At 67.5% G+C, this 20,465-nt stretch carries 23 protein-coding genes and 1 pseudogene; 10 read left to right on the plus strand and 14 right to left on the minus strand.

The window, feature by feature from the left end; all coding sequences use genetic code 11:
• Positions 1 to 58: 58 nt before the first annotated feature.
• Positions 59 to 496 (minus strand): annotated as a pseudogene (locus J7024_RS02810) (IS5 family transposase); the annotation flags it as partial.
• Between the two features lie 479 nt (positions 497 to 975).
• Here J7024_RS02810 and J7024_RS02815 point away from each other — a divergent pair.
• From J7024_RS02815 to J7024_RS02830, 4 genes are all read left to right on the plus strand, one after another.
• Positions 976 to 1,452: a hypothetical protein gene (locus J7024_RS02815; protein WP_124897447.1), complete on the plus strand. Its 477-nt coding sequence runs from the start codon at positions 976 to 978 to the stop codon at positions 1,450 to 1,452.
• Between the two features lie 142 nt (positions 1,453 to 1,594).
• Positions 1,595 to 2,068 carry a universal stress protein gene (locus tag J7024_RS02820; RefSeq protein WP_124897448.1) on the plus strand — a complete coding sequence of 158 codons (474 nt, stop codon included), beginning with the start codon at positions 1,595 to 1,597 and terminating at the stop codon, positions 2,066 to 2,068.
• 23 nt (positions 2,069 to 2,091) lie between these two features.
• Positions 2,092 to 2,367, plus strand: coding sequence for a DUF1488 domain-containing protein (locus J7024_RS02825; protein ID WP_124897449.1), 276 nt, complete (start codon positions 2,092 to 2,094; stop codon positions 2,365 to 2,367).
• A gap of 178 nt (positions 2,368 to 2,545) precedes the next feature.
• Positions 2,546 to 2,980: an Hsp20/alpha crystallin family protein gene (locus tag J7024_RS02830; RefSeq protein WP_124897360.1), complete on the plus strand. Its 435-nt coding sequence runs from the start codon at positions 2,546 to 2,548 to the stop codon at positions 2,978 to 2,980.
• Positions 2,981 to 3,085: 105 nt separating this feature from the next.
• On the opposite strand, the gene J7024_RS02835 is transcribed toward J7024_RS02830, so the two are convergent.
• The gene (locus J7024_RS02835) at positions 3,086 to 3,751 is read right to left on the minus strand and encodes a nitroreductase family protein (protein ID WP_124897361.1); all 666 of its coding nucleotides are present in this window, start codon (positions 3,749 to 3,751) and stop codon (positions 3,086 to 3,088) included.
• A 230-nt stretch (positions 3,752 to 3,981) separates the two neighbouring features.
• On the opposite strand from J7024_RS02835, the gene J7024_RS02840 reads away from it, so the two are divergent.
• Entirely contained in the window at positions 3,982 to 4,632 is a 651-nt protein-coding gene (locus J7024_RS02840; protein WP_124897362.1) for a BON domain-containing protein, read from the plus strand.
• A 55-nt stretch (positions 4,633 to 4,687) separates the two neighbouring features.
• The gene (locus J7024_RS02845; protein WP_124897363.1) at positions 4,688 to 4,927 is read left to right on the plus strand and encodes a hypothetical protein; all 240 of its coding nucleotides are present in this window, start codon (positions 4,688 to 4,690) and stop codon (positions 4,925 to 4,927) included.
• 93 nt (positions 4,928 to 5,020) lie between these two features.
• Here J7024_RS02845 and J7024_RS02850 read toward each other — a convergent pair whose 3' ends face one another.
• From J7024_RS02850 to J7024_RS02870, 5 genes are all read right to left on the minus strand, one after another.
• Positions 5,021 to 6,766: a SulP family inorganic anion transporter gene (locus J7024_RS02850; RefSeq protein WP_124897364.1), complete on the minus strand. Its 1,746-nt coding sequence runs from the start codon at positions 6,764 to 6,766 to the stop codon at positions 5,021 to 5,023.
• Positions 6,767 to 6,970: 204 nt separating this feature from the next.
• Complete coding sequence (locus J7024_RS02855) at positions 6,971 to 7,186, minus strand: hypothetical protein (protein WP_124897365.1); 216 nt, start codon at positions 7,184 to 7,186, stop codon at positions 6,971 to 6,973.
• Positions 7,187 to 7,324: 138 nt separating this feature from the next.
• Positions 7,325 to 8,320: a TIGR00730 family Rossman fold protein gene (locus J7024_RS02860; protein WP_175751415.1), complete on the minus strand. Its 996-nt coding sequence runs from the start codon at positions 8,318 to 8,320 to the stop codon at positions 7,325 to 7,327.
• 31 nt (positions 8,321 to 8,351) lie between these two features.
• The gene (locus J7024_RS02865) at positions 8,352 to 8,687 is read right to left on the minus strand and encodes a c-type cytochrome (protein WP_124897367.1); all 336 of its coding nucleotides are present in this window, start codon (positions 8,685 to 8,687) and stop codon (positions 8,352 to 8,354) included.
• A 19-nt stretch (positions 8,688 to 8,706) separates the two neighbouring features.
• Positions 8,707 to 9,714: an Acg family FMN-binding oxidoreductase gene (locus J7024_RS02870; protein ID WP_124897368.1), complete on the minus strand. Its 1,008-nt coding sequence runs from the start codon at positions 9,712 to 9,714 to the stop codon at positions 8,707 to 8,709.
• Positions 9,715 to 9,888: 174 nt separating this feature from the next.
• On the opposite strand from J7024_RS02870, the gene J7024_RS02875 reads away from it, so the two are divergent.
• Entirely contained in the window at positions 9,889 to 10,878 is a 990-nt protein-coding gene (locus J7024_RS02875) for a zinc-dependent alcohol dehydrogenase family protein (RefSeq protein ID WP_124897369.1), read from the plus strand.
• Between the two features lie 25 nt (positions 10,879 to 10,903).
• On the opposite strand, the gene J7024_RS02880 is transcribed toward J7024_RS02875, so the two are convergent.
• The 3 genes from J7024_RS02880 to J7024_RS02890 form a co-directional block, all read right to left on the minus strand.
• On the minus strand, positions 10,904 to 11,677 hold the full coding sequence (locus J7024_RS02880; protein ID WP_124897370.1) for a helix-turn-helix domain-containing protein: 774 nt from the start codon (positions 11,675 to 11,677) through the stop codon (positions 10,904 to 10,906).
• 369 nt (positions 11,678 to 12,046) lie between these two features.
• Positions 12,047 to 12,694, minus strand: coding sequence for a response regulator (locus tag J7024_RS02885; protein WP_124897371.1), 648 nt, complete (start codon positions 12,692 to 12,694; stop codon positions 12,047 to 12,049).
• Entirely contained in the window at positions 12,691 to 14,682 is a 1,992-nt protein-coding gene (locus J7024_RS02890) for a PAS domain S-box protein (RefSeq protein WP_124897372.1), read from the minus strand. Before J7024_RS02890 ends, J7024_RS02885 begins: the two co-directional genes overlap by 4 nt.
• A 248-nt stretch (positions 14,683 to 14,930) precedes the next feature.
• Here J7024_RS02890 and J7024_RS02895 point away from each other — a divergent pair, with 248 nt between their 5' ends.
• Positions 14,931 to 15,401 (plus strand): universal stress protein, encoded by a 471-nt coding sequence (locus tag J7024_RS02895; protein WP_124897373.1) that lies wholly within the window; start codon positions 14,931 to 14,933, stop codon positions 15,399 to 15,401.
• Between the two features lie 67 nt (positions 15,402 to 15,468).
• On the opposite strand, the gene J7024_RS02900 is transcribed toward J7024_RS02895, so the two are convergent.
• The 4 genes from J7024_RS02900 to J7024_RS02915 all read right to left on the minus strand — a co-directional run bounded on the left by J7024_RS02900 (position 15,469) and on the right by J7024_RS02915 (position 18,922).
• Positions 15,469 to 16,302 (minus strand): universal stress protein, encoded by an 834-nt coding sequence (locus tag J7024_RS02900; RefSeq protein ID WP_234744781.1) that lies wholly within the window; start codon positions 16,300 to 16,302, stop codon positions 15,469 to 15,471.
• A complete protein-coding gene (locus J7024_RS02905; protein WP_175787228.1) occupies positions 16,299 to 16,805 on the minus strand; it encodes a universal stress protein in 507 nt (168 codons plus the stop codon). The genes J7024_RS02900 and J7024_RS02905 overlap by 4 nt, the downstream gene beginning before the upstream one ends.
• Before the next feature lie 69 nt (positions 16,806 to 16,874).
• A complete protein-coding gene (locus J7024_RS02910) occupies positions 16,875 to 18,074 on the minus strand; it encodes an acetate/propionate family kinase (protein WP_124897376.1) in 1,200 nt (399 codons plus the stop codon).
• 8 nt (positions 18,075 to 18,082) lie between these two features.
• Positions 18,083 to 18,922: a universal stress protein gene (locus J7024_RS02915; protein ID WP_124897377.1), complete on the minus strand. Its 840-nt coding sequence runs from the start codon at positions 18,920 to 18,922 to the stop codon at positions 18,083 to 18,085.
• Positions 18,923 to 19,112: 190 nt separating this feature from the next.
• Between J7024_RS02915 and J7024_RS02920 the strand changes: the two genes are divergently transcribed.
• Positions 19,113 to 19,652, plus strand: a complete 540-nt coding sequence (locus J7024_RS02920; protein ID WP_175770494.1) for a hypothetical protein — start codon at positions 19,113 to 19,115, stop codon at positions 19,650 to 19,652.
• The gene (locus tag J7024_RS02925) at positions 19,642 to 20,388 is read left to right on the plus strand and encodes a beta-ketoacyl-ACP reductase (RefSeq protein ID WP_124897379.1); all 747 of its coding nucleotides are present in this window, start codon (positions 19,642 to 19,644) and stop codon (positions 20,386 to 20,388) included. The genes J7024_RS02920 and J7024_RS02925 overlap by 11 nt, the downstream gene beginning before the upstream one ends.
• Positions 20,389 to 20,465 lie beyond the last annotated feature (77 nt).

The following is a 20,465-nucleotide window of genomic DNA, read 5'->3' on the forward strand; positions in this document are numbered from 1 at the left end:
CCGGTACTGACGAAGCGTCAGCTTATCGCCCGAACGGGCAGACTAGGGCGTGTTCACACTAGCGAAGGGTTTCGACGATCAGGGAAAAGTTGATAAAGGCAATGAACATCAAATCGAGTTTGTCAAAGCGCGAGAAGATGCGGCGGAAGCCCTTCAATCGACGGAACAGTCGCTCGACCTCATTGCGACGCTTGTACATTTCCCGGTCGTACTCCCAACGCTCGACTCGCGTACTCAACGGGGGAACGACCGGGATGAAACCGAGATCGAGCGCGAGTTGTCGGGTTTCGTTGCCTTCGTACGCCTTGTCCATTAGCAGGTGCAGCGGTCGATTCGGCGCTCCCGGACGTTCGAGCAGTGCACGCCCCAGTGGGGCATCACCGGCTTGGCCGGGAGACAGTGCGAACGTTATGGCTGTTCGAGCATCCGCGGCAACCATATGAATCTTGGTTGTCCATCCTCCGCGCGACTTGCCGATGGTTTGGGGGCCATTTTTTGGGTTCATCGTGGATTACCGGGTACCGCGACGAGGAATACTTCTTCCTGAAGATCCGCGCCGCGCTCCCCGGTAATCCACGATGAACCTTATTTTTCCCTACTGCTCGTTATGCCGTATCGATACGACACCGCGACCTTTGTTCCGTCGAGGTGCGCTGAAATCCGCCGAAGCACCGGCCGGCAAGGGCCTTCGAGCGGGTGAACTGCCGATACCGACCGAGGCGCCTGTTCGCGCGCGATTTTCAGTGTTCGAGAGGGTGTGTCTCGACGACGGAAGGTCGGCAATCGGCGCACGATTGACGCAGGACAACCGAATCCCGCATGTCGGCGATACAGTCGACTCGGGCGCTTGCGCAATGCGGCGCGTGACTGCGCGTCGTATGCGGCACGGGCCGCCGCGACACGACCGGAATGACGTCGAGCATGATCGTGCTGCCGGATGGCAAGCGGACCGCATGGCTCTGCGAGGCAATGGCGATGAAACAACGAGTGTTGGCTGCGAGCGCCCTGCTCGTGCTGGGAGCGTGTGCAGGCGTCGAGCAGGCCTCGACATTCAGGTCGACTGAAACGCGCTTGCTCGCGGCGCGCGAAGCCGCGGCGCTGCAGTGTTCGACGCCATCTGAATGCGACCCTGCGTGGAATCGCGCACGGCGCTACGTCGAAGCACATTCGTCGACCCGAATCACGCGCTTCAGTGCAGACCGGATCGAAACCGCACAACCGTATCTCGCCGGGGAAGTCTATCTGTGGGCGTCCCGCATGGCGTCGGGCGACGGCGGCTCGGTGATCCGGCTCAAGGCAATGTGCAAGGGCATGTACGACAGCGATGGCGGCCCGGGCTGGCAATACGATGCGTGCGCGATGAAAATCATCGAAATCGAGCAAGGCTTCCAGTCGTATGAGAAGCCGCTGCGTTCACCGGAAACGCCGGCGCAACCGGTCGAGCCTCGATAACCCGGCGCTCCCGTCCCGATTCAGGTCTGTTTCATTGCGCTTTCAAACCATTGACCTCCGTCAACGCCGGTTTCCGGCGCGCGCCGATGATGAAAGCAAACCCGGACGCCGCCAGCGCGCCGGATCATCCTGCGAGGTCGGTATGTACACAAACATCATGGTCGCCGTGGACGGCAGTCCTTCGTCGAAGCGGGCACTCGACGAAGGCTTGAAGATGGCCAGATCGAGCGGTGCGCGCCTGTTCGCCGTTTTCGTCGTCGACAAGTCGCTGCTGATCACGTATGTCGGGCGACTGGACCCGGACGCGCTGCTCGACGATGTCCGGCGGGAGGGCGCGGCGGTTCTGCAAAACGCGGAACGAACCATCTCGCACGCGGCCGTCAACGGCGAGACGGAAATCATCGAAACCGAACTCGGTCAGGATATCGCCGAGCGGCTGCAGCGCTATGTCGTGGATCGGTCGATCGATCTGGCCGTGATCGGGACGCACGGACGACGCGGTGTGCGGCGGCTGCTCCTCGGCAGTGTCGCCGAACGTTTCCTGCGCGGATCGAGTTGTCCGGTACTGCTCGTGCGCAGCCACGACGCCGCGCCTGCTGCCGTGGCGGCGGCCTAGCGTCGCGCCGCAGGGTGACCATCATGCAGATATCCTTTCCTGTCGAGCATCCGACATACTGCGGCCTGGACCCGGCGCTGGCCTTTCCGGCGCTCGTCGAAGGCCGCCGCGTGCGATGCGTGATTACCGCGGAGGCGCTGGAAGACCACTTCCGCGCGGCATCGCCCCGCGAGCAGGATCTCGTCGACGCCTTTGCGCGACACCGTCCCGCCATCGAGCGGGCGGCACGCTGCCTGCTCGAGGAAGTCGGCGGGCGGCCGATCCTGCTTCATAGCGGCTATTTCCGGTTCTGTACGTAATCGGCCGCTGACTTTGACCCGCATCAAGCACGTACCGGTGCGGGCAGTTACGCTGGACTTCGAGCGATCATTCGTCCCTTGCGCGGCATGCGGTGCCGTGCCATCCGATCTCCATTGCGGCCTATGCTGTCGGGACGAAAGCGGCGGCCGCATGTCATCTGTATGAGGAGTGCGAATCATGAGCAATATGACGCGTTACGATCCGTTCTCGATGGAACCCGTGTCCGACCTGTTTCAGGGGCTGTTCAGGCCGCTGCGCGGCATGGCGCTGGCCGAGCAGCCGGATCTTGCGTCGATGAAGATCGACGTGACGGAAAGTGACGATGCCTACAAGGTCAACGCGGAACTGCCCGGCGTCGCGAAGGAGGACATCGACATCGAAGTCAAGGGCTCGACCGTATCGATCAACGCAAAGGTCGAGCGCAACCGCGAACAGAAGGACGGCGAGCGGGTGATTCGGCGCGAACGCTACAGCGGTGCGATCAGCCGGTCGTTTTCGCTTTCCGCCGAAATCGACGACGCGAACGCAACGGCGACGTATCTGGATGGCGTGCTGTCGCTGACCTTGCCGAAGAAGGCGCCGGTCGGGCAGAAGAAGCTGACGATCAGTTGACCGGTTGACGGGCAACGGGCGATGCAGGCACGCATCGCCCATCGGGAGGATCCGGCGCGCGGAGCGATCCGCGCGCCGTTTTCATCGATGCTGACGCGGGTTCGCTCACGCGTGCGACATCGCAGTGCCGGCCCGATAGCCGACCGTCTGCGCGAGGATCGGCAACTCGTCCTCGTTCAGTCGGAGCGCGTCGGCGAGCGCGCGGTGATTGATCCAGCCACGCACGACCGTGCCGAGGCCGGCCGCCGCGCAGTACAGCGACACGTTCTGCGCGATGGCGCCGGCCGCGATGGCCGAGAACACGTCGCGCTGCTGCGGCGGCATGTCCAGTATCGCGGCTGTCCGGACGACGTAGACGAGATCCAGCGGGGCGCGTCCGACGAAGTCCTGGTAGCCGGTCAGGTTGCGCGCATCGACCGCATGTTTGAGCACGAGCCGATGCGCGGATGCGTCGTATCGGTAGACACCGAACGGCAGTGCGACGTAGATGTCGATTTCGTTGAATGCATGCGCGGACGGTGCCGTACGACCGCCGCTCGCCGGCCGGTTGATGCCGTCCGCCGCCCACAGCAGCGTGCCGAGCGTCGCGGGCGGCAGCGGCGTGGCGGCGAATTCGCGGGAACTCGTTCGGCTCGCGAGCGCGGCCATCAGCGACACGTCGCTGTCGAGCATCGGGGGGGGCAAGTCGACGCTCGCCGGCGACTCGCCCTGGGGCGACGCCGGCTGCGCCGCGGGCGCCGGCGAATAGGCCAGCAGTTGCTGTTCGGTCATGCGAGTCTCCTTGAAGCGTGGTTGCGCGTGCCTGGAACGTCGCGCATCGGCGATCTCACGATAAGACGGCCGGGCCGCATCGGCTTGACCTTCGTCAAGCGATGCATCGACCGGCGGCGCGGTACGGCACGAGGCATCCGTTGACCTGTATCAGCGGTCCGGGGTCGTGCGTGTGCCAATCTGGCTGCGTGCGGTGAACAGGCACGCCGCGGCTCACAGGAGAGCAGACGATGAAAACCGACAAGCAGTTGAAGCAGGACGTTCAGGATGAACTGGAATCCGACCCGTCGATCGATGCGACACGCATCGGTGTCGAGGTGGCCGACCGAATCGTGACGCTGTCGGGTCACCCGCCGAGCTACGCGGAGAAGCTGGCGATCGAGCGCGCGGCGAACCGCGTGGCCGGCGTCAGGGCACTCGTCGTCGACATGACCGTGCATCTGCCGGACGACGACGTGCGCACCGACGAAGACATCGCGAAAGCGGTGCGTTCGGTGCTGCACTGGACGGTCGGGCTGCACGACGACGCGGTCAAGGTGCAGGTCGAACGCGGCTGGATCACGCTGTCCGGCAGGGTCGACTGGGCGTACCAGAGCCACCTGGCCGTGCGCGCGATTTCGCAGATGCGCAGCGTGACGGGCGTGACCGATCACATCGCGGTACAGGGAACGGTCGGTTCGGACGACATCGGCGGCAACATCAAGCGCGCGATCATGCGTCACGCGGAGCGCGAGGCGAAGCACATCGCGATCGACGTGCACGACGGCACGGTACGGCTGTCCGGCAAGGTCGGCTCGTTTTCCGAGCGCAAGGCCGTGCGCGGTGCCGCGTGGTCCGCGCGAGGCGTGCGTGCCGTCGTCGACGACCTGGTGGTCGAGTGAATCCCGCAGGCGGCCGGCGCAGGTGCGGTCCGCGGAGATCCAGGAGGGCAGTCAGATGACACTTTCGGGCGAACTTCACGAGGCGGACTGGTCGGTCTCGATCGAAACGACCGCGGCCGAAACGGGCGGCTTCCGCTGCCGGATCCACGTCACGCTCACGTCGCCGGATGGCGTGTGCGAGCGCACATTCGCGCACAGCAGGATCCATGCGACCGAGCGCGACGCCGCGATCGACGGGCTGCGGGCCGGCATGACGTGGATCGAGATGCGGAAGTCGAACACCTTTACCGACTGAACCGGCGAGCATGGCGGGGCAGCGCGCGGCGACGACGGCGTCGGTCCCGCCGCACGACGCGGCGACTGCCGCATCGATGCGCGCCCCGTTTTTCTACATCCTCCGCTCGCGCGACACGCGCTTTCTCTTGCAGGTATGCGCATGCCGTCCCGGCCGCCGAACGTGACGGGCGACTGCATCGGTCACGGTCGGAAAGAAGCTGCCGGCGCCGAACACGTCGAACAAGCCGTAAGCGCGCAGGCGATCCTTCACCGGCCCTTTCATTTCCGCGAAATTCATTGCGATGCCGCGTTCGGCGAGCTCGTCGTGCAGCGCCACGAGCCGATCCGCGGCGCTCACGTCGATGTCGGTGACGGGCTCGGCAGCCACCACGATGCGCGTGACCGGGCTCGCCGAGCGCGCGATCGCGGTGCGCAGATGCTCGCAGAAGATCTCGACGTTCGCATAGAAGAGCGGCGCATCCCAGCGGAACAGCACGAGCCCGGGCGTTTGCGCCGCGTCCGGATGCCGCGCGACGTCGTGATAGCCGCGCACGCCCTTCAGCCGGCCGAGCACCGCATCGTACGGATGCCAGGCCCGCCAGACGAACGACAGCAGCGACAGTGCGCTGGCGAGCAGAATGCCGGGCACGACACCCAGGCCGATCACGCCGGCAAAGCACAGCACCGAAATCAGGCATTCGCCGCGGCGCATCCGGTACAGCCGCACGACGCTGCGGACGTCGGCGATGCCGAATGTCGCGTAGATCACGACCGCGGCCAGCGCCGTGCGCGGAACGAACGTCAGCAGTGCCGGCGCGGCAATGAGCAGTATCGCGATGCACGCGGCCGCGACGAGATTCGTGACCTGGCTTTGCGCGCCGGCGGCGATCGCGACCGGCGTGCGCGACGCGCTGCTGCTGACCGCGCAACCCCGCGTCACGCCGGCCAGCAGATTGGCCGCGCCCAAGGCGATCAGTTCCTGGTTGCGGTCCGGCGTATCGCCCGCCCGTGCGGACAGCGCGCGCGACAGCATGCTGATGTCGGCGAACGACACCAGCGCGACAGCGATCGCGCCGGACGCGAGCCCGCTCACGTCGGCGAGCGAGACGACCGGAAGGTGCGGGGCAGGCATGCCGGCCGGCAATGCGCCGACGGTCGCGACGCCGTGCAAAGGCGCGAGGCGGGCGACGAGCGTAGCCGCCAGCACGGCGATCAATACGCCGGGCCGGCGCGGCATCGCGCGTTGCATCAGGAAGATGGCCGCCAGCACGGCGACGCCGAGCAGGCCGGCATCGACGGAAAAACGGCCGTCGACGAGCGCATGCGCGATGCGTGGCACGCTGGAAAACACATCGCCGCCCGATACGGGCATGCCTAATAGTTCAGGCAGCCGCCCAAGCGCGAGCGCGACCGCGATGCCGTTCAGGTAACCATACTGGATGGGGCGCGACAGCAGATCGGTGACGAAGCCGAGGCCGAGTGCGCCGAGCAGGATGCAGAGCGTTCCGGCCGACAGCGCCAGCGCGCCGGACAGCGCGATCGCGCGCTGCGGGTCGTGGTCGGCGAGCGGCGCGATGGCGCCCGCGATCAGTGCGGCGAGCGCGGAATCCGGGCCGAGGACGAGGATCCGGCTCGGGCCGAGCAGTGCATAGGCGAGCAACGCGGCGATCGACGCATAGAGCCCGGTGATGGCCGGCAGCCCCGCCGCCTGCGCATAGCTCATGCCGACCGGCACCAGTACGGCGGACAGTGCAAGGCCTGCGTACAGGTCGCGCGACAGCCACGCGCGCCGGTAATTCGCGAGCAGCGCGACGCCCGGGAGCATGCGGGCGATCCGTCCGGAACGGGGCCGGTTCATCGCGGCGCTCATCCGGGCGCAATCCAGGCGAAAGGCGGGGGGCGGTCCGGCAAGCGCGCGTTCATCGGGAGACAGTCGATATCGACAGGCGGACGAGGTGGACGAGTCGGGCGATACGAGCGTGGCCGTCGCGTCCAGTGCCGGGGCGACTCCATTGCGTCGCAATCCGGCGCAGCGTCACGACGCGGCCGTGCCGGGCAGGCGTCACGCGGCCTTGAGCATCGACAGCTGCAGCGCCTGGGCGAAGCGGGCCAGCGTGGCGATCGATCCCGTCACGCTTTCGTAGCGCTCGCGCCCGATCTGTCCGTCGAGTATCACGAGCATGCCGGCGTCGCGAGCGAGTGCGACGAGTGCCTGCTGATCGAGTGCGGCCGTGCGAGACGAATCGTCCGGGTCGGTGCGGGTGTCGGCGTGTGACATGGCGTCTCTCCTCGTGCCTGCGAACGGTATATTGCGCAACCGTTCTCGGTGATTTCAGTATCGTCGTCGCCACGGCGCGATTCAATCAGCGTTGCCCGAAGCTGCGGTAGGAATCGTGCAAATGCCGTCGGCGGATTCCTACACGGCGCGCCGCTTCGAAGCGGCACCGCAGCGTGCCGGCGCGCGTTCCCGACGCAGCGCATACCAGCTTCCGATCGCGTGCCAGATCTGCGCGGCGGATTCGCAATACGTGAACAGCTCCAGGTCGCGGCGGTCGATCATCCCTTCGTCCGCGAGAAACGGCAGGTCGACCGCGCGGCGCCAGTACGCCTCGCCGACGAGGATGACAGGCAACGGCGCGATCTTGCGCGTCTGCAGCAGCGTCAGCACTTCGAACAGTTCGTCGAACGTGCCGTAGCCGCCGGGGAAAAATACCGCCGCCTTCGCGCGCTCGAGCAGGTGCAGCTTGCGGATCGCGAAATAGTGAAACCGGAAGCAGAGATCCGGCGTGATGTACGGATTCGGCGCCTGTTCGCGCGGCAGCTCGATGTTGAAGCCGATGCTCGGCGCGCCGCGCTCGTAGGCGCCGCGGTTGGCGGCCTCCATGATGCCGGGGCCGCCGCCCGTCACGATCGCGAGCCGCGCGGCGCGCGTGCAGCGGTCGGCATGCGCGACGATGCGCCCGAACTCGCGCGCGACGCGGTAATACCCGCTGTGCTCGACGAGCCGGCTGGCGGCCGCGACGGCGCGCCGCCGGCCCGGGTCGTGCGGACGCTCGGCGAGCAGGCGATTCGCTTCGCCCAGCCGCGCATGTGCGGCCGCCGGCGCAACGATGCGCGTGCTGCCGTAGATCACGACGGCATGGCCGATGCGTTCGTTCTGCAGACGCTCCTCGGCTTTCCAGTAGTCGAGTTGCAGCCGGATGCCTCGCATGCTCGCGCGCTGCAGCAGCGCCGCATCCTCATCGGCAGGTGCGCAGTCCGGTCTTTTGGCGACGCGCCGCGAGCGACGCGGGATGCGTCGGCTACCGTCGTCGCCGACGACGGCATCGGACCGCGTGGCGGGCCGTTTGCCGCGCGCCTTCGCGATCGTCGCGACGTGCCGCGTCATGCCGGCGGGCACGCGTTTGGTCATGGTCGACATGAATGGACGGGACGCGCGCGGCTCACTGGCTCAACACCCATTGCACGAGTTGATGCGCGTCGTCGGGGGAAAGCGGCCCGCCGCGATCGATCGCCGACGGCATCGGCGTGTCGCCCCAGTGCACGCGGCCGCCGACGAGCAGCTTGCGTTCCAGTTCGGCGCCGGCATTCGGATCGCCGCGGTACCGCTCTGCAATCTCGTGGAATGACGGCCCGAGGAACGTCATGTCGGGTGTGTGGCAGAACATGCAGTGCTGCGCGTCGACGAGTTCGGTCGGTTCGGGCACGGCCGTCTGCGCGGCGGCCATGCCGGCCGTCGCGGCCATCGCGCAAAAGGCGACGCAACGCAGGATGTTCATGGTCGTTTCCTCGTCGAGATCAGGCGAAGGAGATCACTTCGTCGAGCGGGCGACGCGGGGAATGCGGCGTGTGCGGGCCGCGCCCGACGCGCAGCAGCAACTGCGGCTCGCCACGCAGCCCGAGCATGTGGCACAGGTGGGCGCGCAGCCCGGCCGTCTCGATCGGCTGGTTCAGGTACGACGCCGTATAACCGGCGCGCGTCGCGACGAGCAGGATCCGCTCCAGCGCCTGTCCTGCGGCGAGCCACGCTTCGCGATCGTCGCGCACGGTCGCGATGCACACGATCAACGGCGATGCGCCGACGAGCTGGTGATGCAGCGCGGCGAGCCCGTTGCCGAGATCGAAGGTCCGTACCGCCGTCGTCACGACCGGTGCCGCGAAATCGAGTAACGCCGGCACGCCGGCCGCGAATGCCGGCATCCCGTCCACGTGCCGGCGCGGATCGATCCAGCTCGCCAGCTCGCGCCGGAAGCGCGGGTCGGCGAACTGCTGGCGATCCGCCTCCGCAACGAGTTCTGCAACGCGCGCGCGGTGCGCGATCGAGTCGACGCACGCGATGTCGGCGCCTTCCGCGACGCCGGCCGCAATCAGCTCGCGCTGGAGATCCTCGGGCACGGGGCTCGATTCGAACGGCGCGCGTGTCGTGACGCGGTCCGGAATCGCATCGAACAACGTACCGAGCGATGCATCGGAATAGCCGTCGTCGCAGACCCGGACGAGCGCAAGGAGATCGGGATCGACTTCGGAAGGAAACGTGCTGATCGTGTGCGCGAGCCCGGCGTGATCGAGCGCGACCCGCAGATTGAGCAACGCCGCCCCGCAGCTGATGATCAGCTCGCGATCGAACGGATCGATCACGGGCAACGCGCGCACGCGGTCCGCGCAGACCGAAATCGTGGCGCCGTTGACCAGGAAGCGCCACGGCTGGGAATTGTGGCTGGACGGCGCCAGCACCGCGTAGCCCAGCAGCGACCGCAACTGCTGGTCGGGACGGGCGCTTGCGGCAAGCGGGGGAACGGATATCATTTGTTCATCTCCAGGTCGCCGCGCTGGCGGCGGAACACCACTTCATCGTGTCAGCAACCGTCCGGCGGCCGTTGACCCACATCAAGCGCCAGGCTCTCGGTGGTGCGCGCACGATGCGCAACGACTAGCCTTGGAAAGCAAAGCGCGCGACGACGGCCACGCGAGGAGGCGAACATGCTTGCGATGATGTTTGACGGCACGACACCGCATTTGCGCGAGGCGCACGTGCCGGCCCCGTCGCCCGCGGCTGGGCAGCTACTGATCGACGTACACGCCTGCGGCGTATGCCGGACCGATCTCCACGTCGTCGATGGCGAGCTCGCGCATCCGAAGCTGCCGCTCGTTCCCGGGCACGAGATCGTCGGAACGGTGCGCGTGCTCGGCGAAGGCGTGACGGGTTTCTCCGTCGGCGACCGGGTGGGCGTACCGTGGCTCGGCTCGACGTGCGGGCATTGCGCGTATTGCACATCCGGCCGCGAAAACCTGTGCGACAGCCCGGGATTCACCGGCTATACGATCGACGGCGGCTATGCCGAGTGCACCGTTGCCGATCATCGGTATTGCGTGCATCTGCCGCGGCGCTATTCCGACCTGGAGGCCGCGCCGCTGCTGTGCGCCGGGTTGATCGGTTATCGAACCTTGCGCATGGCGGGCGACGCTCGCCGCATCGGCATCTACGGTTTCGGCGCGGCGGCCCATCTCGTCGCGCAGGTCGCGCAGGGCGAAGGACGCAAGGTGTTTGCGTTGACCAGGCCCGGCGATGCCGTGGCGCAGCAGCTCGCGCTGTCGCTGGGCGCCGCATGGGCAGGCGGCAGCGACGAAGCGCCGCCCGAGCCACTCGATGCCGCGCTGATTTTCGCGCCGGTGGGCGCACTGGTGCCGGCCGCGCTCCGCGCGGTCGACAAAGGCGGGATCGTCGTGTGCGGCGGCATTCACATGAGCGACATCCCGGGCTTTCCGTACGCGTGGCTGTGGGGCGAGCGCCGCATCGCGTCGGTGGCCAACCTGACGCGTGCGGATGCCGTCGAATTCATGCGGATCGCCGCCGCGATGCCGCTGCGGGTCGAGACGGTGCGCTATGCGCTGACCGATGCGAACCGCGCACTCGACGATTTGCGCAGCGGCCGCGTGTCGGGTGCCGCCGTGCTGGGCATGCGCGGTTGATTCACGCGACGGATCGGCGGCGCGCTCAGATCTGCCGGAGTCCTTCCGGATCGACGATCCGGATCTGCTTGCCTTGCGCCGCGACGAGCCCCTTGCGCTGGAACTTCGACAGCATGCGGCTGACCGTTTCGAGCTTCATCCCGAGGAATTCGCCGATCTCGTCGCGCGTCATCCGCAGCACGAATTCAGCGGCCGAGTAACCGCGTGCCTTGAAGCGCGACGAAAGATTCAGCAGGAACGCGGCCACGCGCTGCTCGGCCGTCATCGTGCCGAGCAGCAGCATCTGGCAGGACTCGCGCACGATTTCGCCGCCCATCATCTGATACAAGTGGTGCTGCATCGGCCGCACTTCGCGGCACATCTGCTCGAGCTGGCCGAACGGGATGATGCAGACCGTGCTGTCCTCGAGCGCGATGGCGTCGCCGTTGTGGTGTCCGGTGGACACGCCGTCGAGCCCGAGCGACTCGCCGACGATCTGGAAGCCGGTGATCTGCTCGTCGCCGTCGCGATGCATCACGATGGTCTTGAACGACCCGGTTCTCACCGCATAGATGCTGTTGAACGTGTCGCCCGCGCGAAACAGCGTCTCGCCGCGCCTGATGTGGCGGGTCGTGCAGATCATCGCGTCGACGCGCACGAAATCGTCGGGAGAAAGATCGGGGGGCATGCACACGGTGCGCAATGCGCACGTCGAGCAGCGGGAGGCGGCGCGCTTGGGCTGGTCCAGCGGCGCGACGGGATGCAGCGGGATGAACGGGCGTAACGGCATGGCCGTCGAGACATCGGCATTGCTCTGCATGATCGGCTCCAATTCGTGGCGGCAGTGGCGAATCGCCGTCGGGCGGGATCGCGCTGGCTGTCGTACCGGCGGCCTCGGCTGTTGCCGCCTTTCTGATGGAAGCGCCGCACCGGACGGGCCGAGAGACCGGTACGCCGGTCTCGACGGTGATGCTGCCTTTGCTCCGGGAGGCACGCTGGGTTGTTTTTCTTGATGTGCAGTATGGACGTTGCGCGGCATCAATAAAATCAGCCGGAATTGAAGATGCGGTAGGTGACGTGGAAGTGCTGTAGGCCGATTCCTACAGGCGTGCGGTGTCTTGTCGCGATCGTTGCGGGTCGGGGAGCGCATGCCGCGGCAGCGCGACGGTAACCGGCGGTCCTGGCGCCGTCAGAGCGCGTCCGGGTCGTCGAACAGCTTGTGGCGCATCGCGTAGCGCACGAGTGCCGTGTCGTTCGGCAGTTGCATCTTTTCGAGGATCCGCGTCTTGTACGTGCTGACGGTCTTGACGCTGACGCAGAGCGCCTGCGCGATTTCGGAAATCGACTCGCCGGACGTCACGCGCCGGAAGACGTCGAACTCGCGGTCGGACAGGCGCTGGTGCGGCAGGAGATCGGTCGGTTCGTTCAGGCTCTGCGCGAATTGCTCGGCCATCGTCAGGCTGACATAGACGCCGCCGGCGGCGATCTTGGTGAGCGCGGCGACCAGTTCGGCGCTGGCGCTCTCCTTGGTCATGTAGCCGGACGCGCCGGCGCGGAACGCGCGCACCGCATATTGCTGCTCGGCATGCATCGTCAGCACGAGGATATGCAGTGCCGGCTTCTCGTCCTTGATCTGCTTGATGAGTTCGACGCCGTTTCGGCCGGGCATCGACAGGTCGAGCACGAGCACGTTCGCGTGCGTGTCGCGCACGAGCGCGATCGTCGACGCACTGTCCTGCGCTTCGCCGACGACGTCGAAACCGCTTGCGTTCCGCAGGATGTGCCGCAGGCCATCCCTGACGAGGGCGTGGTCGTCGGCGATGAGTACCCTGGTCATGGCAGCACATCTCCTTGCTGGATGGCGTGAAGCGGCAGCGCCACGGTGATCGTGAAGCCCGTTCCAGGCCGGTTGTCGATCGTCACCGTGCCGTCGAGCATGTGTGCGCGCTCGCGGATGCCGATCAGTCCGAACGACGGGCGGTCGTGCGCGTCATGGCCATTTTCCGGCGCGCCGTGACCATTGTCCGCGATGCGCAGCATGCAGTAGCCGTCCTCGACCTTCAAGGTGAGCGTCACGTGCGTCGCGTCGGCGTGCCGCGCAACATTGTTCAGCGCCTCTTGCACGATGCGGAACAGCGTGGTCGCGCCGGTACCGGTGAACGCGGTATCGACGGGGACGATGTCGCGGTCGACCGTGATCCTGTAGCGGCGCGTGAAATCGTTCGCCAGCCACTCGATCGCCGGGACGAGACCGAGGTCGTCGAGCATCACCGGCCGCAGATCGGCCGCGATGCGCCGAACCGACGCAACGGTCGAATCGATCAGGCGGTGCATGCCGCCCAACTGCTCGCGCACGCCGGTATTGGGGGCGACAACGCCCGCGAGCCCCAGTTCGACGGCGGACAAGTCCATCTTGAGCGCGGTGAGCCGCTGACCGAGGTCGTCGTGCAGTTCGCGCGCAATCCGCGTTTTCTCTTCCTCCCGCACGTTCTGCAGGTTGGCGGACAGGTCGCGCAGTTCCTCGCGCGACTGCTTGAGGGCGTTTTCCGCTCGCACCCGCTCGGTGACGTCGCGCAGCATGACCGTGTACAGCTTGCCGGTGCCGTCGCGGATCTGCGAGATCGACGCCTCGATCGGAAACTCGGTGTCATCGCCGCGCAAGCCGAACAGCACGCGTTGCCGCCCCATCTGGCGCTCCGACACACCGGTCACGCCGAATTGCTCGACGTGCCTCGAATGCGCGGCACGGAAGCGCTCGGGGATGAAGCGGGTGAGCGGCGCACCGACCGCGTCCATTGCGGAAACGCCGAATACGCGTTCGGCGGCCGGGTTGAAAATCACGATCGTCTGGTTTTCGTCGACGGTAATGATCGCCTCCATCGATGACCGGATGATGGCCATCATCCGGGCCTCGGTAGGCGGGCTATCGCTGCCGCGCATACCGGCGAGCGAGCGCATCGAGACGACCTGCCGCACGAGCGCGGCCAGGGTCAGCGTCAGCGCGACGCCGGCCAGCAGCACGGCCATCGCGGCACCGGACATGGCGGCACGCGACGCGCTGTAGCGCAGCGAGAGCGGCGTGCCGCCGAACGTCAGCGAATCGGTTCGCCTGAACGTATCGCGGACATCGGCGTCGTCGCCGCCGAAGCCGCCGGAATACACGGGAGCCGCCGGATCGTCGGCGATGATTTCCATGCGTAGCCGATCGAGCACGGACGAATCGACGAGACGATCGGGATTCAGCGACGCGTAAACATATCCGGTCGCGCGCTCGCGCCGGGGTTGGGACGACGGCAGGTCTTCAGCGCTCGCATAAATCGGCAAGTACAGCGTCAGCTCCGTACGGGCGAGCGTCGCATCGGTGCTGTCCTGGATCGCGTTCGCGGCGAGCCCGACCTTGCCGGTTTCCGCCGCGCGCCGCAGTGCCTGCCGGGTCGGCAGATCGTCGGCGGCGGCGCCCGGTTCGATTCTTCCGAGGCTGCGGACGGGGGATTGCAAGCCCTCCAGATCGAGACTGGCGAGATAGCCGCGCCACGCCGACCCCGATTGCGGCGCGGCCAGTGACGACGCGAAGCCGCGCGCGCCGCGCAATACGGCAGCCGCGCCGAGGAGGCTGCGCCTGAGGTCGGCGGTCGCGAGCGTCGCGGTTTGCTCGAACTTTGCCTGGGCGGCTTGCCGGGCCCCGTTCTGCAGTGACCGGGACGCCGCAAACGTTGCAGTCAGGCCAAGCGCCAGCGTCAGCAGCGCGGCCGCGGCTGCATGGCGGGCTTGCCGGGCCCGGTGCGGAACCGGCCCGGCCTTGAAGGAGGACGCATTCACTGTCATTGCCGTTCATCCTGACGGATTTCGCCGGCGGCTGGCGGGCGGCGGGCCGGGCGCAAGGCACGAAGAGCGGGGCGGGCCGGAACTGCGATGTCGCCGGAAATTGTGCGCGTTTTGCCGGCGTTCGCCAATCGGGACTGCTGCGTACGGGCGGCGCCTTGCGGGCTTGACCGGCGTCAACGGAACGATGGCCGGCGGGCGCAGACTGGCTCTGCGAATCGACCGAAACCGGACGACGGCAGGGAGGCATCATGTACCAAAGGATCTTCGCGGCACTCGACGGCAGCCGCAGTGCGCGGCTCGCGCTCGACGAGGCGATTTCGCTCGCGCTCGAGTCGGGCAGCCTGGTCATCGCCATGTGCGTGGTATCGGATGCGCCGCGGCTGGCCGACGTCGACAGCGGCTATATCGACCAGCGCGACCCGGCCGGACTGGACGCGGACCAGGCCGCGATCGCGGTCGCGGACGCGGAAACGGCGTTTCAGCTGTCCGGCGTGCGCGGCATCGCGCAAACGATCGAGGCGTGCGGCGAGGACGTTTCGGACGTGCTGGCGCGAGCCGCCGCCGAATGCGATGCGGACCTGATCGTGATGGGCACGCATGGTCGCCGCGGCGTGCGCCGTGCGTTGCTCGGCAGCGTCGCCGAATCGCTGGTGCGCATCGCGGACCGGCCGGTGCTGGTCGTACGGGAGGGGCCGGGCGCGTGCGCCGGCATGTTGTGACGGTCGTGACTGCGGGGCATCGCAAGAAGCGGGCAGCCGCACGCGGCTACCCGCTTCTTGCGCTCACTCAGTGAGACAGCAGGACCGGCACCGTCATCGTCTCGAGGATCGTGCGCGTCGCGCCGCCCAGCACGCGCTCGTGCATGCGTGCATGACTGTACAGCCCCATCACCAGCAGGTCCGCGTGCAGGTCGGTCACCCGGTTCAGCAGCGTCGCCCCCACGCTGGTCGACCGTTCGCGCGGCGTAGTCGAGAACGACGCGCGAATGCCGTGCCGTTCGAGATACGCGGCGACATCGACGCCCGCCGGCGTCTTGTCCGGATCGGGATGCCCGCGGGAGACCGTCTCGACGTTGACGAAACGTGCGCGGGCGAGCAGCGGCAGCGCATCGGCCACCACGCGTGCGGCTTCGCGTCCGCCGTCCCAGCCGATCAGCACGTTCTCGCCAAGCGTTCGCACGTCGCCCGCGTAGGGCACGACGAGCGCCGGGCGTCCGCTGCCCATCACGACATCCTCGACGAAATGGCGAGCCACGTAGGTCGTGCGGTCGTCCGGATCCTCCTGGCCGAGCACCAGCAGATCGGCGTGGCGCGCATGCAGGGTCGCTGCGGCGGTCGCTTCGCCGGTCGGCGCCTGCCATTCGACGCTGCGTCCGGCGCGTTCGGCGGCCGTCAGGAATCGTTCTTCCGCTTCCTTGCGCCGCTGGTCGCACAGGCGTTCGTAGACGGCCAGCTTCAGCGGTTCGTCAGGGCGCCGCAACGGTTCGAACAGATCCTGGCAAACCACGTACAGACCGATCAGGTGCGCGTTCCAGCGCCCGGCGAGTTCGAGCGCGAGATCGACGCGCGTCGCGCAGCGCGCGCTGTCGTCGAGATGGACGAGCAGGGTCTTGTAGTTCATGACGGCTCCTTTTCGGTCGATGCCGCGGTGGGCTCGGCGGCGGACGCCTTCGCGGCGCAGCTCGCCGGAATCATCAGGACCGGGCACGTGGCATGCCGCAGCACGCGCTCGGCCACGCTGCCGAGGAAGAGCCGCTGAAAACCGCGCCGGCCGTGCGTGCCCATCACGATCAGGTCGGCGCCGATCTCGCCGGCGAGGCTCACGATCCGTTGCGCGACGTCTTCACCCGCCGGCGCGACGTTGGAGATCTGCGGCGTGCCGGCCACGTCGCGTGCCTTCATGCGCCTCGCCGCGTCCTCCGTGACGCGCAGCCCTTCCTCGCGGAATGCATCGATCAGGATCGACGGATCGTAGCCGTACGTGTCGTAGGCCGGCACCAGGAAGTCGACGACGTAGACCGGCGTCAGCCGCGCACCCGTCTCCGACGCGAGGTTCAGCGCGGCGTCGAGTGCGCGGGACGACGTTTCGCTGCCGTCGAGCGCAACCAGAATGTTCGAGTACATGGCGTTTCCCTTGAACGGATGGTGATGGAATCATCTTCGGCGCGTGTGCGCCGATTGCGCTGATCTGGATCAACCGTCGCGGTTGCCGCGCAGCACGCGCACCGCGGCGCGCGCCGCGACCCAGGCTTCGTTGGCTGGCTCGACGACCACCGTGACCGCGCTCGACGCGGACGACACGACATGCGCATGGGCGGCATTCGCGCACGGGTCGAGCTCGATGCCGAGCCAGCCGAGCGACGCGCAGATCCGCTCGCGCAATGGCGCCGAGTGTTCGCCGATGCCGGCCGTGAAGACCAGCATGTCGAGGCCGCCGAGCAACGCGGCAAGCGCACCCGCTTCACGCACGATGCGATGGACGTACAGCGCGAGCGCATCGCGGGCCGGTGCGTCGCCGGCCGCTTCGCACGCGAGCAGGACACGCGGATCGCCCGACGTACCGGAGACGCCCTTGAGCCCCGACTCGTGATAGAGCAGGTTTCCCAGTGCGTCGCCCGACAGCTGCCCCGCTTCGAGCAGGTGCAGGACGACGCCGGGATCGAGCGTTCCGCAGCGCGTGCTCATCATCAATCCGTCGAGTGCCGAGAAGCCCATCGTCGTCGCGACGCTGCGGCAATCGCGCAGCGCGCACAGGCTCGCGCCGCTGCCGAGATGCGCGGCGATCACGCGGCCGTGCGCGCGCGCGCCGAACGACTCGTCGAGCGCGACGGCGAGATATTCGTACGACAGGCCATGGAACCCGTAGCGACGCACGCCCCGGTCGAACCATGCATGCGGCAACGGCAGCAGTTGCTCGACGCGCGGCAGCGTGCGATGAAACGCCGTGTCGAACACGGCGATTTGCGGGACGTCCGGGAACGCGTCGCGCAGCGCGTCGATCGCGTCCAGGCTGTGCGGCTGATGCAACGGCGCCAGCGGCGTCAGCGTGCGCAGCGCATTCAGCACGGCATCGTCGACGACCAGCGGCTCCGCGTACCGCGCGCCGCCGTGCACGACGCGATGCGCGATCGCGCCCAGCGCGATGTGCGGCAACTGCTCCCGGATCCACGTCGCGATCCGGGCGAGCACGGCACGGTAGGGATCGCCTGCGACCAGCGGCAGCGCGCCGTCCGGTTCCGCATCGAAGCGGATCGACACGTTGTTGCCGCTCCCGGTCGCTTCACCTTCGTGCAGCGGCCGCCGCTCGGGATCGCCGTGCGGCGGGTACGCGAAGACCGCGAACTTCACGCTCGACGAACCGGCATTGACGACGAGGAGCGCGAGCGTACGCATCGGCCGGTTCAGTGCGACATCAGCACCGGCATCGTCATCGACGCCAGCACCGTGCGCGTGGCGCCGCCCATCACCAGCTCGCGCCAGCGCGGATGGCCGTAGGCGCCCATCACGAGCAGGTCGGAACCCGTTTCATAGGCACGCGACAGCAACGTGTCGCCCACCGCCGGGCCGGTGCCGGTGTCGATGTCGAGCACGGTCACGTCGTGTGCGTGGCGCGCCAGCATCAGCGCGGCATCGGCGGCCGGAATGTGCAGGGTCGCCGCTTGCGAATCGCCGTCGACCACGGCGGCGACCGTCGTCCGCTTCGCGTGCGCGAGAAAGGGAATCGCATCGTGCGCGGCGCGCGTGGCTTCCCGGCTGCCGTCCCAAGCGACGAACACCCGTTCACCGATCGACGGGAATTCCCCCGTGTACGGCAAGAACAGCACAGGGCGTCCGGCGGACAACACGAGGTTCTCGGTGAACTGGTCGTCGATGTAGGTTTCGGGATCGTTCGGGTCGCTCTGCCCGGCGATCACGAGGTCGGCAAGACGTGCGGCGCGCGGCACGGCCGCATTGGCGCGCTCGTCCGCGTGAACCCACGCGGCACGCACTTTCGCGCGAGCGGTTTCCGCATGGAACAGGCGTTCCAGCGCGGCGCGCCGTTCGTCGCGCTGTTCGCGGTGCGCGCGGAAATAATCGGCGGAGCCGGCCATCACGTAGAACGAATGCGGTTCCGGCGTGTAGACCGCGAACAGGCCCGTCAGATGCGCACCGAAGCGCCGGGCGAGGCGCAACGCGAACTCGAGTCGCGAATGCGCTCGCTCGCTCGTATCGAGGTGCACGACCATGCTCTTGTAGCTCATCGGAATCGCTCCATCGACGGGTGATCCGCCAGTGCAATCCAGTCTACGAAGCAGGCAATCCGCGCGCTTGACTCAGATCAACGGCGCTCGTGCGCCGCGGCCGCACAGTGAAACGGTCGCGATGCCGATGCGTGGCATGCGGCACGACGCGGGATGTCGACCCATTGACCGGATCGAAAGAGGAAAGCCGATGAGCACGTACGCTTTGACGACACCGAATGACGTTTGCCGCGCGGGCTGCGATCTCGCGTTGCGCATGGTCGCGCTGAACCGCGACTGGCAGCATGAATGGCATGCGCTGGCAGGGCGGCGCATCGAGCGGGACCGCGACACGGTGAGCCGGCTGCAGCAGGCGCTTGCGGAAACGCGCGCGTGGACGGCTTTCGGCGAGGCAACGCGGCAGGTGATGCACGATCATGCGATCGCGAGCATCGCGATCTGGCAGGATGCCGCCGGGATATGCATGCGTGCGCAATACGAGAGCGCCGGCGCGTGGCGTAGCTGGTTGCGCGAATACGGCGCCGGTGCGCTGACGCGTTATCAGACCGGCTGGTTGCCCGATCCGGGACGACTGGCCATGGTCAACGAAGCCAGCATGCCGTGGGCCGAGTGGATGGCGGCACTGGAGCGCGGGATCGAGGACGCGACCGGCGCGAACGACGAATCGCCGGTTTCCGCCCGGCGCCTGAACGGCGTCGCCGACGCACGGGAGCGCGACCATGTGCGCTGAACGTGTCGCGTTCGTCACCGGCGGAATGGGCGGGCTCGGCGCCGCGATCGGCCGTCGCCTGCACGATGCCGGCATGACGGTGGCGGTGTCGCATACGGAACGCAACGACCACGTCGCGACGTGGCTCACGCACGAACGCGAGGCGGGCCGGACCTTCCATGCGTTCGAGGTCGACGTCGCCGACTACGATTCGTGCCAGCATTGCGCGGCGCGCGTGCTGACCGAGTTCGGGCGCGTGGACGTGCTGGTCAACAACGCCGGCATCACGCACGACGCCACCTTCGTGAAGATGACCAAGAGCATGTGGGATGCGGTGTTGCGCACCAACCTCGACGGCATGTTCAACATGACGAAGCCGTTCGTGCCGGGCATGATCGAAGCCGGCTTCGGGCGGATCGTGAACATCGGCTCGGTGAACGGTTCGCGCGGCGCATACGGGCAGGCGAACTACGCGGCGGCGAAGGCCGGCATCCATGGCTTCACGAAGGCGCTGGCACTCGAGCTTGCGCGCCACGGCGTGACGGTCAACACGGTCGCGCCCGGCTACCTCGCCACCGCGATGCTCGAATCGGTGCCGAAGACGGTGCTCGACACGAAGATCCTGCCGCAGATTCCGGTCGGCCGACTGGGCGATCCCGACGAAATCGCAGCGCTCGTCGCGTTCCTGTGTTCCGACGCGGGGGCTTTCGCGACCGGCGCGGAATTCGACGTCAACGGCGGAATGCACATGAGATGAAAGCATCCGCGATGCGCGCGCCGATCGGGCGCGAATCGATGCGGCCGCCGGGTACCGAGGAACCGGCGCCGAGCGCG

Origin of the sequence: Burkholderia sp. WTPI3, from assembly GCF_021483755.1 — a bacterium.
Lineage (GTDB): Bacteria > Pseudomonadota > Gammaproteobacteria > Burkholderiales > Burkholderiaceae > Burkholderia.

Bases quoted from the DNA above. Each gene is read 5' to 3' on its own strand.
- J7024_RS02825 (WP_124897449.1), top strand. From the start codon at position 2,092: ATGCAGATATCCTTTCCTGTCGAGCATCCGACATACTGCGGCCTGGAC.
- J7024_RS02905 (WP_175787228.1), bottom strand. From the start codon at position 16,805: ATGTACTCGAACATTCTGGTTGCGCTCGACGGCAGCGAAACGTCGTCC.
- J7024_RS02890 (WP_124897372.1), bottom strand. From the start codon at position 14,682: ATGACAGTGAATGCGTCCTCCTTCAAGGCCGGGCCGGTTCCGCACCGG.
- J7024_RS02840 (WP_124897362.1), top strand. From the start codon at position 3,982: ATGAAAACCGACAAGCAGTTGAAGCAGGACGTTCAGGATGAACTGGAA.
- J7024_RS02860 (WP_175751415.1), bottom strand. From the start codon at position 8,320: ATGACCAAACGCGTGCCCGCCGGCATGACGCGGCACGTCGCGACGATC.
- J7024_RS02880 (WP_124897370.1), bottom strand. From the start codon at position 11,677: ATGCAGAGCAATGCCGATGTCTCGACGGCCATGCCGTTACGCCCGTTC.
- J7024_RS02895 (WP_124897373.1), top strand. From the start codon at position 14,931: ATGTACCAAAGGATCTTCGCGGCACTCGACGGCAGCCGCAGTGCGCGG.
- J7024_RS02915 (WP_124897377.1), bottom strand. From the start codon at position 18,922: ATGAGCTACAAGAGCATGGTCGTGCACCTCGATACGAGCGAGCGAGCG.
- J7024_RS02925 (WP_124897379.1), top strand. From the start codon at position 19,642: ATGTGCGCTGAACGTGTCGCGTTCGTCACCGGCGGAATGGGCGGGCTC.
- J7024_RS02900 (WP_234744781.1), bottom strand. From the start codon at position 16,302: ATGAACTACAAGACCCTGCTCGTCCATCTCGACGACAGCGCGCGCTGC.
- J7024_RS02875 (WP_124897369.1), top strand. From the start codon at position 9,889: ATGCTTGCGATGATGTTTGACGGCACGACACCGCATTTGCGCGAGGCG.
- J7024_RS02820 (WP_124897448.1), top strand. From the start codon at position 1,595: ATGTACACAAACATCATGGTCGCCGTGGACGGCAGTCCTTCGTCGAAG.
- J7024_RS02830 (WP_124897360.1), top strand. From the start codon at position 2,546: ATGAGCAATATGACGCGTTACGATCCGTTCTCGATGGAACCCGTGTCC.
- J7024_RS02865 (WP_124897367.1), bottom strand. From the start codon at position 8,687: ATGAACATCCTGCGTTGCGTCGCCTTTTGCGCGATGGCCGCGACGGCC.
- J7024_RS02850 (WP_124897364.1), bottom strand. From the start codon at position 6,766: ATGAACCGGCCCCGTTCCGGACGGATCGCCCGCATGCTCCCGGGCGTC.
- J7024_RS02885 (WP_124897371.1), bottom strand. From the start codon at position 12,694: ATGACCAGGGTACTCATCGCCGACGACCACGCCCTCGTCAGGGATGGC.
- J7024_RS02920 (WP_175770494.1), top strand. From the start codon at position 19,113: ATGAGCACGTACGCTTTGACGACACCGAATGACGTTTGCCGCGCGGGC.
- J7024_RS02845 (WP_124897363.1), top strand. From the start codon at position 4,688: ATGACACTTTCGGGCGAACTTCACGAGGCGGACTGGTCGGTCTCGATC.
- J7024_RS02870 (WP_124897368.1), bottom strand. From the start codon at position 9,714: ATGATATCCGTTCCCCCGCTTGCCGCAAGCGCCCGTCCCGACCAGCAG.
- J7024_RS02910 (WP_124897376.1), bottom strand. From the start codon at position 18,074: ATGCGTACGCTCGCGCTCCTCGTCGTCAATGCCGGTTCGTCGAGCGTG.
- J7024_RS02815 (WP_124897447.1), top strand. From the start codon at position 976: ATGAAACAACGAGTGTTGGCTGCGAGCGCCCTGCTCGTGCTGGGAGCG.
- J7024_RS02835 (WP_124897361.1), bottom strand. From the start codon at position 3,751: ATGACCGAACAGCAACTGCTGGCCTATTCGCCGGCGCCCGCGGCGCAG.
- J7024_RS02855 (WP_124897365.1), bottom strand. From the start codon at position 7,186: ATGTCACACGCCGACACCCGCACCGACCCGGACGATTCGTCTCGCACG.